The 14,765-nt window shown below is 71.5% G+C and carries 11 protein-coding genes; 3 read left to right on the forward strand and 8 right to left on the reverse strand.

Annotated features, from left to right (window positions below):
* Position 1: 1 nt before the first annotated feature.
* Together CR165_RS10535 and CR165_RS10540 are read right to left on the reverse strand one after the other, a co-directional pair.
* Positions 2 to 1,252, reverse strand: coding sequence for a CoA transferase (locus CR165_RS10535; RefSeq protein ID WP_109516932.1), 1,251 nt, complete (start codon positions 1,250 to 1,252; stop codon positions 2 to 4).
* Positions 1,249 to 3,825 (reverse strand): 2-oxoglutarate dehydrogenase E1 component, encoded by a 2,577-nt coding sequence (locus CR165_RS10540; RefSeq protein ID WP_109516933.1) that lies wholly within the window; start codon positions 3,823 to 3,825, stop codon positions 1,249 to 1,251. Before CR165_RS10540 ends, CR165_RS10535 begins: the two co-directional genes overlap by 4 nt.
* Before the next feature lie 145 nt (positions 3,826 to 3,970).
* Between CR165_RS10540 and CR165_RS10545 the strand changes: the two genes are divergently transcribed.
* Both CR165_RS10545 and CR165_RS10550 read left to right on the forward strand, forming a co-directional pair.
* On the forward strand, positions 3,971 to 4,984 hold the full coding sequence (locus tag CR165_RS10545) for a LysR family transcriptional regulator (protein WP_109516934.1): 1,014 nt from the start codon (positions 3,971 to 3,973) through the stop codon (positions 4,982 to 4,984).
* A 175-nt stretch (positions 4,985 to 5,159) separates the two neighbouring features.
* The gene (locus CR165_RS10550) at positions 5,160 to 6,650 is read left to right on the forward strand and encodes an FAD-binding oxidoreductase (RefSeq protein WP_109516935.1); all 1,491 of its coding nucleotides are present in this window, start codon (positions 5,160 to 5,162) and stop codon (positions 6,648 to 6,650) included.
* A 7-nt stretch (positions 6,651 to 6,657) separates the two neighbouring features.
* On the opposite strand, the gene CR165_RS10555 is transcribed toward CR165_RS10550, so the two are convergent.
* Genes CR165_RS10555 through CR165_RS10565 form a run of 3 tightly spaced genes read right to left on the reverse strand, consistent with a single transcriptional unit; the run spans position 6,658 to position 10,312 of the window.
* Positions 6,658 to 7,641 carry a Bug family tripartite tricarboxylate transporter substrate binding protein gene (locus CR165_RS10555; protein WP_109516936.1) on the reverse strand — a complete coding sequence of 328 codons (984 nt, stop codon included), beginning with the start codon at positions 7,639 to 7,641 and terminating at the stop codon, positions 6,658 to 6,660.
* A gap of 57 nt (positions 7,642 to 7,698) precedes the next feature.
* A complete protein-coding gene (locus tag CR165_RS10560; RefSeq protein ID WP_109516937.1) occupies positions 7,699 to 8,664 on the reverse strand; it encodes a D-2-hydroxyacid dehydrogenase family protein in 966 nt (321 codons plus the stop codon).
* A gap of 10 nt (positions 8,665 to 8,674) precedes the next feature.
* On the reverse strand, positions 8,675 to 10,312 hold the full coding sequence (locus CR165_RS10565; protein ID WP_109516938.1) for a thiamine pyrophosphate-binding protein: 1,638 nt from the start codon (positions 10,310 to 10,312) through the stop codon (positions 8,675 to 8,677).
* A gap of 61 nt (positions 10,313 to 10,373) precedes the next feature.
* Between CR165_RS10565 and CR165_RS10570 the strand changes: the two genes are divergently transcribed.
* Complete coding sequence (locus CR165_RS10570; RefSeq protein WP_109516939.1) at positions 10,374 to 11,303, forward strand: LysR substrate-binding domain-containing protein; 930 nt, start codon at positions 10,374 to 10,376, stop codon at positions 11,301 to 11,303.
* A 514-nt stretch (positions 11,304 to 11,817) separates the two neighbouring features.
* On the opposite strand, the gene CR165_RS10575 is transcribed toward CR165_RS10570, so the two are convergent.
* The 3 genes from CR165_RS10575 to CR165_RS10585 form a co-directional block, all read right to left on the reverse strand.
* Complete coding sequence (locus CR165_RS10575) at positions 11,818 to 12,819, reverse strand: hypothetical protein (protein ID WP_109516940.1); 1,002 nt, start codon at positions 12,817 to 12,819, stop codon at positions 11,818 to 11,820.
* Between the two features lie 366 nt (positions 12,820 to 13,185).
* A complete protein-coding gene (locus CR165_RS10580) occupies positions 13,186 to 13,425 on the reverse strand; it encodes a helix-turn-helix transcriptional regulator (RefSeq protein ID WP_109516941.1) in 240 nt (79 codons plus the stop codon).
* Between the two features lie 70 nt (positions 13,426 to 13,495).
* Entirely contained in the window at positions 13,496 to 14,689 is a 1,194-nt protein-coding gene (locus CR165_RS10585; protein ID WP_109516942.1) for a site-specific integrase, read from the reverse strand.
* Positions 14,690 to 14,765 lie beyond the last annotated feature (76 nt).

The following is a 14,765-nucleotide window of genomic DNA, read 5'->3' on the forward strand; positions in this document are numbered from 1 at the left end:
CTCACCGTGCCTGAGGGATATCGAAAGGCACGGGGCCGGCGACGGTGCCGGCATCGTGCAGCTTGCCGATGGCGGCGGCGGAAAGACCCAGCACCTCGGCCAGTACTTGGTCGGTGTCCTGGCCCAGCATGGGCGCGGGTCGCGGCGGCAGGCGCTCCATGCTGGAGAAGCCGAGCGGCCCCGCCGGGGCCAGGATGTTGCCAATCCCCGGCTGGTCGATCCGCCCGAACATCGGGTTTGTCTCGGAGCAGCGCGGGTCCTCCGCCAGGAGCTGGCCGAAATCCTGGTACGGACCCCAGAGCACACCGCTGCTCGCGAAGGCGGCGGCGATCTCGGCCAGGCTGCGCGCCGCGCACCAGTGTTCCAGCAGGGCGAAGATGGCGCCGCGTGCGTAGAAGCGGCCGCCCTCCGTATCGAGGTCCACCTCCATCATCGGCCCGATCATGGCGAACTTCTCGGCTAGCCCGGTGGCCTGGCCGACGGCGCGCCACTGCCGGTTGGAAATGGCGACGATCATCACCGAGCGCCCGTCGCGCGTCGTGAAGTCCCGCCCCAGCGCACCGTAGAGGTCGTTGCCCATGGGCGGGCGCACCGTGCCGTTCACCTGCACGTCGGCCAGGTAGCCGAGGTTGCCGACACTGGCGAGCATCACGTCGGACAGGGCGAGCGTCACCTCGCGGCCCTGGCCGTCCTTCCGCCGCGCGCGCTCGGCCGCCAGCAGGCCGGTGGAAAGATAGAGGCCGGCCGCGATGTCCCAGGCCGGCAACACATGGTTCACCGGCGCCGCGTCCCGCCCCGTGGCGACCGGGAAGCCGGAGGCGCAGTTCACGGTGTAGTCCACCGCGCCGCTGCCGTCGTGGTTGCCGGTCAGGCGTAGCATGATCAGATCCGCCCGGTGGCTGGACAGGGCCGCATGGCTCATCCACCCGGCGGCGGGCAGGTTGGTCAGCAGGATTCCGCCTTCCCGCCCGCCGGCTCCATCCGGCCGGGTGATCAGCGCGCGGGCGATCTCCTGCCCTTCGGGCCGGTTCAGCGCGAGGGCGATGGAGCGCTTCCCGCGGTTCAGGCTGGTCCAGTAAATGCTGCTGCCCGAGGGGGCCAGTGGCCAGCGCCGGTAATCGATGTTGCCGCCGATGGGGTCGATGCGGATCACCTCCGCGCCGAGCTGCGCCAGCGTCATGCCGCCGAGCGGCGCGGCGATGAAGGCCGAAACCTCGACGACGCTCAGCCCCTCCAGGATGCCCCCGCTCATGCCGCACGGCTTCCCGTGAGAGCGGCGGCGAAGGCCTGCTCCAGGATGGCGTCCTGCTCCTCGTCATGCGTGCCGTGGAAGCTGCCGGCGGGCGACGGTGAAGCCGAACGGCCGACATAGGCGAGGCGCGGGTGCCGGCAGCCCGCTTCCGTCGCGATGGTTTCAAGCTGACGGTCCAGCCATCGCCAGGCGCCCATGTTCTCCGGCTCCTCCTGCACCCAGAGCAGCCGGGCGCGTGGCCAGCGGCGGAGCTGCGCGGCGATCTCAGCGGCGGGCAGCGGATAGAGCTGTTCCAGCCGCAGGACGGTCACTCCGGCTGCCTCGCGGGCGGCGCGCATCGCCTCCAGCTCATAGGCGATCTTGCCCGAGCAGAGCAGCACGATCTCCACAGCCTCCGGTGGCCCCTCTGGAGCGAGGGCTAGGAGCGGGCGGAAACCGGTGCCGGGCAGGAAGTCGGCCAGCGGGGAGAGGGCCTCGGGCAGGCGCAGCAGCTTCTTCGGGCTCATCACGACCAGCGGGCGGTCGTGGTGGCCGAGCGCCTGCTCGCGCAGCAGTTGGAAGTAGTTGGCCGGGGTGGAGGGCTGCATGATCCGCAGGTTCTCCCCCGCCGCCAGTTGCAGGTAGCGCTCCAGCCGCGCCGAGGAATGCTCCGGCCCCTGTCCCTCCAGCCCGTGCGGCAGCAGCAGCACGAGGCGCGAGGGGGCGCACCACTTCGCCTCCGCGGCGGCGATGAACTGGTCGATGATGATCTGCGCGCCGTTAGCGAAGTCGCCGAACTGCGCCTCCCAGATCACCAGGGCGTCCGGCCGCTCCAGGCTGTAGCCGTATTCGAAGCCAAGCACGGCATACTCGGAAAGGGGGCTGTTGAAGGCCTGGAAGCGCGCCTGGTTCGGCGCCAGGGCATCCAGCCCCACATGGCGCGCGCCGCTGGCGGCGTCGGCCAGGGCGAAGTGGCGGTGGGAGAAGGCGCCACGCACCACGTCCTGGCCCGAGAGCCGCACCGGCACGCCCTGCCGCAGCAGGCTGCCGAAGGCCAGCGCCTCGGCCAAGGGCCAGGGAATGCCCGCCGGCTCCAGCGCCCGCTGGCGCAGCACGCGGCCCATGCGCGGGTGCAGCGCCATCCCCTCCGGCGCTGCCGTCAGGGTAGCGGCGATCTCCTCCAGCATGGGCGCGGCGACGCCGGTCTCGGCGGCCCGGCGCGGCGGGCGGGGCGGATAGCCGCTTTCATTGCTGCGATAGCCCGCGGCCTCCTCGTAGCCGGCCTGGAAGCGGGCGCGCGCCGCCTCGGCGAGTGCGGCCACCTCCGCCTCCGTCACCACGCCCTCGGCCACCAGCCGGGCAGCGAAGGCGCGGGCCACCGGCACCTGCTCGGCGATGCGGGCATAAAGGCGCGGCTGGGTAAAGCCGGGCTCGTCGATCTCGTTATGGCCGTTGCGGCGGTAGCAGACGAGGTCCACCACCACATCACAGCCCTGGCTCTGGCGCCAGGCGAAGGCGATGTCGGCGGCACGGGCCACGGCAACAGGGTCGTCGCCGTTGACATGCAGGATGGCGCTGTCCACCGCCTTCCACGGCCCGGTACAGTGGCGCGAGGTACGCGCCTCCTGCGGCTCGGTGGTGAAGCCGATCTGGTTGTTGATGATCAGGTGCACCGTGCCGCCGACCGAATAGCCGGCAGGGCCGCCAAGCTGGATGCACTCGGTCACCACGCCCTGGCCCACCACGGCCGCGTCGGTGTGAATGATGATGGGTAGCACAGTGCCGGGACCGCCCGCCGCATCCTGCGCCGCGCGGGCGCGGCCCAGCACCAGCGGATTCACCGCCTCTAGGTGCGAGGGATTGGCGAGCAGGGTGACGGTGATCGGGTACCCGTCCAGCACCAGCTCCGCCTCCTGGCCGAGATGGTAGGGCACGTCGCCCGGCCGCGGCGGGTCGGCGGGGAAGGGATGCGCGCCCTTCACCTCAGCCACCAGCCGGGCGAGGGCGCGGCCCAGCACGTTGGCCATCAGCGACAGCCGGCCGCGATGCATGGTGCCGATCACCGCGCGGGACACGCCCTCGGCCGCCGCGCGGGCGAGCACACGGCGCAGCAGCGGCAGTACGGCCTCCGCCCCCTCGGCGCCGAAGCGCTTCTTGGTCGGGAACTTCCGGCCGAGCAGGGTCTCGAACTCCTCCGCCGCGATCAGCTCCGCCAGCAGCGCACGCGGATCGGCCGGCAGCGGCAGGCCCGTGCCCTCCTCGACGGCGTCGCGCAGCCAGGCGCGGCGCGCGGCATCGTCGATATGCGCCGATTCCACCGCCAGCGTGCCGGCATATAGGGCCTGCAGCGGCTCGGCGGGCAGCGTCCGGGGCGCCAGCGGGTCGAGCTGCGCCCGCAGGTGCCCTCGCTCGCGCCATTCCGCCGCCGCCAGCGCCCGCGTGGCCGCGCCCTCGCCGGCCGATACCTCCGCCTCGGCCAGCACCTGGAGAAGGATGCGCCAGCTTGGCTCCACCGAGGCAGGGTCAGCCTCGAAGGCGCGCTGCATCGTCGCGAGGTAGGCATAGCTGATGCCGGACAGGGGCGATGACGGCATGGACGGTCCTCAGAAGCGTTCGCCGGTGCCCACGGGCCCGGCGTTGTGGCCACGATACCATCGCGATTTTGGCAACCCATGCGCAAAACCATATAAAAGCTATAACCCAGACGTTGGATCTGGCGAGGCAGGGGAGGCCGGAGGCATGGATCTGCTGGAGATTCGCTATTTTATGGAGGTCGCCGCCGCCGGCAGCCTGTCGCGGGCGGCGGTGCGGCTGGGGGTGAGCCAGCCCGCGCTGAGCCGGCAGATCGGCCGGCTGGAGGCCGAGCTGCGCGGCCCGCTCCTCTACCGGCACGGCCGTGGTGTCTCGCTGACCGCGGCGGGGCAGCGCTTCCTGGAGGTCAGCCAGAGCGTGGTCCAGCAACTCTCCGACGTGCGGGAGGAGCTGGCCGCCGGCGCGCCCGACGCGGTCGGGCAGGTGACGCTCGGCATCCCGCCATCGCTCTCGGCCAGCATGGGCGCCGACCTAGCGCTGTGCTTCGCCGCCGAGTTCCCGCGTGCCCGGCTGCGCATCCGCGAGGCGTTCAGTGCCGTGCTGCTCGAATGGACCGAGGCGCAGCGCATCGACCTCGCCGTGCTCTACGACGCCCGCAGCAGCCCGAGCCTGATCGCCACGCCGCTGCTGCTGGAGGATCTGTTCCTCGTTGAGCCGCCTGCCGCCGCCGGGCCGGAGGCGGCGCCCGGGCCGCCGGTGCGGCTGGCCGAGCTGGCCGGGCGGGACTGCGTGCTGCCCGGCCCCGAGAACGGCCTGCGGCGCGTGCTGGATTCCGCCTGCGCCGCCGAGGGCGTGCGGCCGCGCGTGCTGACCGAGGTCGATTGCGTCGCCGCGCTGAAGCAGCTTGTGGAGCGCGGCGTCGGCACCACGGTGCTGCCCTTCGGCGCCGTGCACCGCGAGGTGAAGGACCAGCGGCTGCGCGTGCGCCCCTTCGCCTCGCCGGCGATGCGCGCCCTGCTGGTGATCGCCACGCCCTCCAACAAGCCGGTGACGCCGCTGGTGCGCGCCGCCGTGCGCATCATCCAGGCGGAGGTGGAGCGGCTGGTGCCGCTCGACGTGCTGCGCGGCGTGACACGCAACCTCGACGGCTCGCCGCTGCGCCCGCGGCAGGGTGGGGTTGAGGAGGGCGGCGCCGCCCCCGCCGCTGGCGCGGCGCCCTGACCCCGGCCCCGCCAGGCCGGTTATAGCTGATATCAGGCCACCCCGGATGGGAAGCGCCGGCGGCGTTCAGGATGATGCCCGGCGCCGGGCCCCGCCCTCCCTCCCTGTGGCGGGCACGAAGGAAGGGGAGGGGCGCCGCAGCGGCGCCCGCCCCGTGAGGAGGAGCTGACGAGCCATGCCGGACACCATCCCCGCGCCGCCTGCCGGCCGGCCGCGCCGCAGCCTGACGACCGATTCCGCCCGCTTCGCGCGGGAGGTGCTGGAGCCGGTGCGCGCCATCGTGGGCGAGCGCGGCCTCCTCACCGACCGCGACGCCATGCAGCCGCTGATGGTGGCTTGGCGCGACAACTGGGAAGGGCGCGTGCCGCTGGTCGTCATGCCCGCCAGCACGGAGGAGCTAGCCGCGGTCGTGGCGGTCTGTGCCCGCACCGGCACGCCGATCGTGCCGCAGGGCGGCAATACCGGCCTGACCGGCGCCAGCCAGCCGCATGGTGACGACACGGAGATCGTCATCTCCACGCGGCGAATGAACCGCATCCGCGCGATCGACCTCGACAACGACACCATCACTGTCGATGCGGGCGTGGTGCTGCAGACGATCCAGGAGACGGCGCGCGCGCAGGGGCGCCTCTTTCCGCTCAGCCTCGGCGCGGAGGGGAGCTGCCAGATCGGCGGCAATCTTTCCACCAATGCCGGCGGTGTGCAGGCGCTGCGCTACGGCACGGCACGCGCACTGGTGGCGGGGTTGGAAGTGGTGCTGCCCGATGGCCGCGTCTGGGATGGTCTGCGCGGCCTGCGCAAGGACAATGCCGGCTACGACCTCAAGCAGCTCTTCATCGGCGCCGAGGGCACGCTCGGCATCATCACCGCCGCGACCCTGAAGCTGCTTCCGCTGCCCACCGCCTCCGCCACCGCCTTCCTGGCCACGGCCTCGCCCGCCACGGCGGTGGCCTGGCTGCGGCGCGCCAAGGCGCTGCTGGGTGAGAGCATCACCACCATGGAGCTGATGGAGCGTCGCTGCGTCGACATCGCGATGCGTCATAACGGCGCCATCCGCGACCCGCTGGCCGATCGCCACGACTGGTACCTGATGGTGGAGATCGCCGACCAGGGCGAGCAGGCACCGCTGGAGGCGCGGCTGCTCGCCGCCTTCGAGGCGGGGCTGGAGAATGGCGAGCTGCTGGACGGCACGATCGCCGCCTCGGCCGAGCAGGCAGCCGGCATCCGCCGCATCCGTGAGGGCGCGCCGGAAGGGCAGCGGCTGGAGGGTGCCTCCTACAAGCACGACGTCTCCGTGCCCGTCTCGCAGGTGCCGCGCTTCATCGCCGAGGCAGACGCGGCGCTGGCGGCGCGCTTCCCCGGCATCCGCTCCTTTGCCTTCGGCCATCTGGGCGACGGCAACATCCACTACAACCCGATCCAAGCCGAGGGTGGCGACAAGGACCTCTGGCAATCCTTTCTGCCGGAGGTGAACCTGATTGTGCACGATATCGTGGCGCGCCTCGGCGGCTCCATCACCGCCGAGCACGGCATCGGCCGGCTGCGCATCAACGAGGTGCCGCGCTACAAGAGCGCGGTGGAGATGGAGATGATGCGCCGGCTGAAGCGGTGCTTCGACCCGCAGAACCTGATGAACCCGGGCAAGCTGCTGCCGGACGCCGGCTGAACGGCCTTTATTCCAGCCGCAGCCCCGCTTCGCGCACCACGCGTGTCAGGGTTGCCACGTCCTGCCGCGCCATGCTGTCCATCTCCGCTGCCGTCAGCGGCTTGAGCACCACGCCGGAGGCGGCGGCCACCTCCCGCACCTTCGGGTCCCGCGTCGCCGCGCGCAGGGCGGCGTTGACCTTCTCGATCACCGCCGGCGGCGTGCCGGCGGGCGCGAAGACCGCGAACCAGGCATCCACCGTGTAGCCGGGCAGCCCGGCCTCCGCCGTTGTCGGCACCTCCGGCAGCGCCGGCAGGCGGGCGTCGCTGGCGACCGCCAGGGCGCGGAGCTGCCCGCCCTTGAGCAGCGACATGGCGGAGGAGGGCGTGGTGATGAAGATGTCCACGCGCCCGCCCACGACATCCTGCAGGGCCGGCGCTGCGCCGCGGTAGGGCACGTGCAGCATCGGCGCGCCCACGCGCTGCGCCAGCTGCAGCCCGGCGATGTTCTGGATCGAGCCGGTGCCGGCGGAGGCGTAGGTGACGCGGCCGGGATTTTCCCGGATATGCGCCACCAGCTCGGCTAGGCTTCGGACGGGGATACCGGGGCCGGAGAAGATGACGTGCGGCGCCAGGGTGGCCATGCCCACGGCGGCGAGGTCGCGGTTCGGGTCCCAGCCGATATCCGGCGTCAGGGCCGCATTGGCGCCATGGTAGCCGGAATACTGCAGCAGCAGGGTGTAGCCGTCCGGCTTGGCGCGGGTAACGGCCAGGATGCCCACATTGCCATTGCCGCCCGAACGGTTCTCGATCACCACCGGCTGCCCCAGCGCCTGGCCCAGCGCCTCCTGGAACAGCCGGGCGGCGAAGTCGGTGCCCCCGCCAGGCGGGTTGGGCACGACGAGCGTGATGGACCGGTTCGGCCATCCGGCCTCGACCTCACTCTGGGCCTGCGCCTGGCCCGCGGCAGCAAGCCCCGTCGTCGCCAGAAGCAGGCGGCGTGTGATCTCCATGATGCGTTCCCCCAATTTTTCTTTGTTCAAGGCGTCGTCGGAAGGCAGGGCGTCGTGTCAGCCCGGTGCCGGCTCGAGCAGGTTGATCGGCCGCCCGGCCTCGAAGGCCAGGATCTGCTCCACCGCCGTATCGTAGAGCGTTTCGTAGGTGGCTTCCTCCACATAGCCGAGATGCGGCGTGCAGAGCGCGTTGGGCAGGGCCAGCAGCGGGTGGCGCCCGCCCAGCACCGGCTCTTCCTCATACACATCGACCGCCGCGCGGCCGGGCCGGCCCTGGCGCAGCGCCGCTTCCAGCGCGCCGGCCTCGATGATCGGCGCCCGGCTGGTGTTCACCAGCAGCGCGCCGGGCTTCATCCGCGCGAGGTCGGCGGCCGTCACCACGCCCCGCGTGTCCGGCGTCAGGCGGATGTGCAGGGACAGCACGTCGCTTTCCGCGAAGAAGCGTTCGCGGCTGTCGGCCACCGCGTAGCCGGCGGCGGCGGCGCGCTCCCACGTGCCCTCGCGGCCCCAGCACAGGATGCGCATGCCGAAGGCCTCGCCCACCCTGGCCACGCGGCCGCCGATCCGCCCCAGCCCGTAGAGGCCCAGCACCCGCCCCGACACGCCGGTGCCGAGGCTGCCCTGCCATTGCCCGCTGCGCAGCCGCTGCACCTCCTCCGGAATGTGCCGCAGCGCCGCCAGGATCAGCGCCCAGGTCAGCTCCGCCGTCGCCTCCACCCCGCCGCCACCACCGGCGCAGACGGTGATGCCGAGCGCCCGGCAAGCGGCGATGTCGATATGGTCGACGTTGCGTCCCGTCTGGCTGATCAGCCGCAGCCGGGGCAGGCGCTCCAAGATAGCGCGGGGCAGGGCGGTGCGCTGCTGGGTGAGCAGCACCGCCTCGGCCTCCGCGAGGCGCGCGGCCAGCTCGTCCGCGTCGCGCGGCGCGTCGTGGAAAATGTCGAGCCGGTGGCCGCCCAGCTTCGCAGCGCAGCGCAGATTGGCGAAGGCGCGTGAATAGTCGTCGATGATGGCGATGCGCATGCTGGTCGCCTCAGCCCTGCGCCGCTTCGCGCGGCAGCACCGCCCGCAGCGAGGTGCGCACCACGGCCACCAGCGGCCCCGGCGCGCGCAGCGCCGCCTCCAGTGCCGGCATGTCGGCCTCGCTGTCCACCCGCAGCAGCGGCGCGCCGAAGGCTGCGCACCAGGCGCCGAGGTCGGGGTTGGCGAGGTCGGTGCCCGAGACGCGGCCCGGATGCTGCCGTTCCTGGTGGATGCGGATGGAGGCGTAGCTGCCATTGTCGGACAGCAGCAGCTTGATCGGCAGGCCGCGCGCCATGCCGACGGCCAGCTCGCTGCCGGTCATCAGCGCACCGCCGTCGCCCACCGCGCAGATCACCGCGCGCTCCGGGTGGCGCAGTGCCGCGGCCACCGCCGCCGGCACGCCGAAGCCCATGGCACCCGAGATCGGCGCCAGCAGGCGCTGCGGCGGGCGCCAGGACAGCTTGCGGTAGAAGGGTGCGGCGAAGGTGCCTGCATCGAGCGTGACGATGGCATCCGCCGGCGCGCACGCGCCGACGAGCTGCGCCACGCGCAGAAAGGGCAGCCCGTCCGGAAAGCCCTCGACCGTGGCGCGACTGTCCGCCTCTTGGAGCTGGCGCAGGCGCTGGTTCCAGGCATTGCGGCCGGGCGGGGCGGCGGGGGGCTCGGCGGTGAGCGAGGCCAGCACGGCGGGGGCCTCGGCGGCGATGGCCAGCTCCGCCGGGAACAGCCAGCCCAGGAAGCGCGGGTCGGCGCAGACATGCACCAGCCGCTGCCCCGGCGCGGGCCAGCTATACCCTTGGGTGGTGATGTCGGTCAGCCGCGTGCCGAGGGCGAGCACGAGGTCCGACTCCGCGAAGGCGGCCCGCTGCGCGTCCGGGTTGCGTAGGCCGAGATCGCCCGCATAGAGGGGATGGTCGTTGGGGAACAGGTCCTGCCGGCGGAAGGAGACCGCCACGGGAAGCCGCCACGCCTCGGCGAAGGCCAGCAGCGCCTCGCGCCCCCCCGCAACGTCCAGCCCATGGCCGGCCAGCAGGATGGGGCGCTCGGCGCGCCGCAGCAGGCCTGCGAGTTCCGCGGTGGTCGCGGCTGGCAGCGCGGCGCCGGCGAGCCGGGTTGGCGGCAGGGCAGGGACGGCGCAGGGCGCGGCCAGCACATCTTCCGGGAGGGCCAGCACCACCGGTCCCGGCACACCCTGGGTCGCCATGTTCCAGGCGCGGGCGATCAGCTCTGGCACCTCGTCCGGATGCGTGGCCTCGCCGACCCACTTGGCGATGCCGCCGAACATCGCGGCATAGTCGATCTCCTGGAAGGCGCGGCGGCGCAGGTCGCGCTTCTCGATCTGGCCGACCAGCAGGATCAGCGGCACGGCATCCTGCTCGGCGGTGTGCAGGGCGATGGCGGCGTTGCAAGCGCCCGGGCCGCGCGAGACCAGCACAATGCCGGGGCGGCCGGTGAGCTTGGCATCGGCCACCGCCATGAAGCCCGCGCCGCCCTCGTGGCGGCAGGTCACGAGGTCCACGGAAGGGTGCGCGTGCAGGGCGTCGAGCAGGGCAATGTAGGATTCCCCCGGCACGCAGAAGGCGCGGTCTGCCCCCCGCGCGGCCAGGGTGTCGAGGAGGATCTCGGCGGCGGTCTTGGCGTTTCCCATGCGGCATGAATAGCGCGACGGGGCATGCGCTGGCTTGCAGTATCAGCTATAGCGTCAGGCTATGGATCAGACGCGGCTCCGCTCCCTGCTGGCGATCGCCGAGCATGGCGGCTTCGGCCGGGCGGCGGCCGCGCTCGGGCTCGCACAGCCCAGCCTGTCACGCCAAGTTGCGCTGCTGGAGCAGGAGATTGGCCGCCCGCTCCTCTACCGCCACGGCCGAGGCACTCGGCTGACCGAGGACGGGCAGCGTCTGGTCGATGCGGCGCGCCCGCTGCTCGCCGCCCTGGCCAACCTGCCCGCCGTGCTCGACGACCCGGTGCCGCGCGGCCAGATGACGCTGGGCGTGCCGACCTTCATGTCCGTGCATCTGGCCGAATCGATCTTTGGCGAATTGCGGCAGCGATATCCGCAGCTGCATATCAGGCTGGTGGATGGGTTCAGTGGCTTCATCAACCAGTGGCTGACGGAGGGCCGGCTGGACGTCGCCATCCTCTACGACAGCCAGCGCAGCCGGGCGATCCTGGCGGAGGTGCTGGCCGAGGAGGACCTGTTGCTCTTTGCGCGGCGGCGCCGGGCCCGCGACCTACAGGGAGAAGGACCCGTGCCCGTCTCGGCGCTGGCGCGGCTCGACCTTGTCCTGCCGGACCGACAACACGGGCTGCGCCGGGCGCTGCAGCGGGCAGGAGCGCGCCCTGATTCAGCGCTCCTGCTGGAGGTCGACAGCCTGACCGCCATCCGCGCGCTGGTCGAGCGTGGCATCGGCTGGAGCGTGCTGCCGCGCGCCGCGCTGACCCGGGAGGCGGCGGACCAGCGCTACATCCTGCGTGGCCTCGGCACACCGCCGCTGCGCGCGCGGCTGATGGTGGCAGTCAGCCCGGCGCGGGGTATGACGCCGGCTCTGCGCGCCGTCATGGCGCATCTGCATCTCATGGTCGCCCGGCTCCAAGGCCAAGGCATCATGACGCCGCCGACCGGCGTGCCGCGGCGCTGAGACGCGGCCCGGAGGACAGGGAGATGCCTGGGCTTCCTGCCCGGCAGCCTGCAGGACATCACTGCGGCTCATCCTGGGCCGTTTCCTCCTCCGGCTTTGGATGCGCCCAAAAGGTACTGGGTCCGGGCGAGGCCGCGCAGCGCTGGGTCAGCCGAAGAGGCAAAATGACCTCTTTGTCCGGTTTTATTTGCCGATGCCGGGCCTGTCTCCCGTGCCGCCGGGCCGGCAACGTCGTGTCCATCGTCGCCACGGATGGTGTGTCGTTGGGGCATTCTGAGTGTTCCTGCTGAGGCGCCGCTGTTGCTGGCTAATCCGCCGACGGTGGTGGCGGGCACAGGGCGTTCCGGCTGAGTGTTACGTACTTTAGACTTATCGCGGGCAGCTTGAGCTGGGACACATCCAGCGTCCATTCCTCATAGGACATGTCGGGCAGCTACGACTTGCGAGCAGCTATGCTCGCAAGCCTGTCATGTCCGCCCGCTTGTCCATCAAGCCTCGAGGGCGGAGCTCCGAATCAGGAACGGATGCTCCTGAGCAGGTCGTTGTGCCACGCGATGCATGCGTCGCGCTGCTCGAACGCCGTGGCCTCGACCCCCTCGACGTCCATGGCAGCCTGGCCCGTCCAGATCTCAGGCACATGAAGCGCCGCATCCAATGCGCAGGACCACGACGCACTCGCCAACTCCGGATAGAGCTCCACGGCAGGGCTCTGGCTGATCCACGGGGCGAGCGCGTCCAGAAAGGTGTAGACGCGCTCCCACTCAAGCTTCTGGCGCCCGTTCTCGTGCGATCCCACGGCAAGCTGGACTGCGAACTCCGTGTCCTTCGCCGAGACAAGACTGCCCGTGCGCAAGTCCACCTCAATCCCGAGGAACGAAGCCGCAATCGAATTGGCCTTCTCCGCATCAGCCTCGGGCATCCCAGCCTTCCGCTTCCTCCACGGGATCAGCGTCTCCAGATGTTCCGACAATTTGGGGAAGCCGGCGGCAAAGGCGCGAACGTGGTCTCGTGTCACGCCGCCGCTGACTCGGGGCAGGTCATAGGCTTTCGGTTCGTACGTGCGCACAAGCACACGGTTAGAGGTTCGGGTGTACCAGGAAGGATCGCATCGCATCCTGAACAGAACGCGCAGCAGATCCTCGCGATGAACCCAGTAGTCGATCGTCGAGGGAACATTGAGGATCGGCAGGACCTGCCAGAAGGCGTAGCTCTGACCAATCATCATCGCCTCGCAGGCGACCTTGTCGCCGAACGCCTCGATGATCCTCCCGTAGGTCTCGCCACCCATCAGGATGGGATCAATGTCATCCGAGAGAGCCGAGAACGGGATGCCCCGATCAAGCTGGGCAGGCCGTGCGAAGGCCCTCAACGCCGCGGCATACGCTTTCTTCGGGATGCCATTCCTCCTCGCCTCTGCGAGAGGCAGACCCACGCCTCCGAGAGGAATGGTTTCGCTCTCTGGGTCCAGTTGGGCGCGTTCCTGAGGCGGGTGCTTCGATGTCGCCTGCTTCGCCATCCTCCTGGGCTTCCGCCGCGAAGGGCAAGGGAGGGTCGCCAGCTTGGTGGCGCAGGACAGCTCATTCTTTGGGTCCACAATCATCTCCTGCTGTGGGAAGCCGAGGGGGCATGGAAGAGGGAGAGGAGCAGCGACGCCGCCCATCCTGAGGTGCCGTCGATGTCACGCGAGCATCACGACGGTGGCCTTGAGCCGCTGATGGGCGGCTTTGTCCGGCGAGACAGGAATCACCGGTGCCGTCGGCATGGTGCCTCCGGGTCTCCTGTCTTCTCGATGCGATGCGGAGTGCGCTGCCGCCCGTTTCGGCGGGTCGCTCGTCAGCGGTCAGGCAGAGCGGGGCCGGACTTCGCGAGGCGGATTCGAGACTCAGCTCATCGCGGTGCTGGCGACGATCCGGTCACTGATGAATGTCTCGAGGTCTTCGTGGCGGTAGCGGACGGTCTTGTGCCCGAGGCGCACGAAGCGCGGCCCGTCGCCCGTACAGCGCCAGCGCTCCAGCGCCTTGCGGCTGACGCCGAGCCGGGCGGCCACATCCTCGGGTGTCAGCAGGGGAGGGTGATGCGGCGTGGGCGCGGCAGCACGAATGGCCAGCTTCGGCTGTTCCATGGGGTGTCCTTTCGGTGTGGTCAGAAAAAAGCGGAGGCGCGGAGGGGAGGACGGCGCGGCCGCCCTCCGGTCAGGCTGTCTCCGGGGATGCGTCGTCGGCTGGCGGTGCCGGCTGGCCGATACGGCCGACGGCGTTCGCGGCCTCGACCAGGCGCTCCTGGCTGAGGTGCGCATAGCGGCTGGTGGTGGCGACCTGCTTGTGCCCGAGGATGCGGCCGACCTCGTAGAGTGAGTGGCCGCGGTTCGCGAGCGCGCTGGCGAAGCTGTGGCGCAGGTCGTGGAGGCGCAGGGTGGGCGAGAGCCCTGCCGCCGCCTTGGCCCGCCCCCAGGCGCCACGGACGCTCTCCATCGGCTGGCCCCGCCGCCGGGCCGAGGGAAAGACGAAGGGGTTGCCCGGCGCCCGCCGCAGGCCGCTGAGCAGCGCCAGCGCCGCGTCGGAGAGCGGGATGTGCCGCCGCTCGCCGTGCTTGGCCAGCGGCACCGTCATGACGCGCCGCCCGAGGTCGACATGCTCCCAGCGGGCCCGCAGCACCTCGTTCTTGCGCGCGCCGGTCAGGGCCAGCAGGCGGATGGCCTCGGCCGCCACGCGGTCGGGCTCCTCGGCCAGCACGGCCAGCAGCCGGACGTGCTCGGCGTCGGAGAGGAACTCCTCGCGGTGCCGCTCCGGCAGCATGCCCGGGCGCTCGGCCGGGTTGCGGCCGTCATAGGCGCCCCAGCGCAGGGCCAGGGTAAAGATCCGGCGCAGCACGGCGAGGTGGCGGTTCACCCGCGGGTTCGACAGCCCCTCGGCGAGGAGCCGGCGGCGGAACTCCGCCACCTCGCCGGGCTCCACCCGGTCGAGCGGCTTGCGCCCGAGCGCGGGCAGGATCCGCTTGCGGCACATCGCCTCGTAGTCCCAGGCGGCGCGCAGCGTGTCGCGGATCTGCGGCAGGTACTTCTGCTCGACGAACTCGGCGAGGGTCGGGACGGCGCGCCGCCGGTCGCGCTCGCCGCCCGGGTCGCCGCCGAGGGTGACGGCGGCGCGGAGCTGCTCTCCCTTCTGGCGCGCCTGGTCGAGGGTGATGTCGCCGAGGCGGCCGAGGCGCACCTCCCGGGCGCGGCTGCGGTCGTCTGCGTAGCGCAGCCAGAAGGTGATCTGTCCGCTGGCTCTGACCTCCATGATGAAGCCGCGGAGACGGGTGTCGAAGATGCGGAGCTTCCGCGCCCCCGGCGGCACCGGCGGCGGTGCCTTGGTGAGGGCGCGTGTGATCAGTTCGGTGGCCATGCCAGGCCGCCTTTCATCCGGTCGTGAGGAGTGGGGGATGGGTCCCGGCCGCACCGAATGGCGGGCACCGGGGCTC

This window comes from Teichococcus aestuarii (genome assembly GCF_003116135.1).
Taxonomy (GTDB): domain Bacteria; phylum Pseudomonadota; class Alphaproteobacteria; order Acetobacterales; family Acetobacteraceae; genus Pseudoroseomonas; species Pseudoroseomonas aestuarii.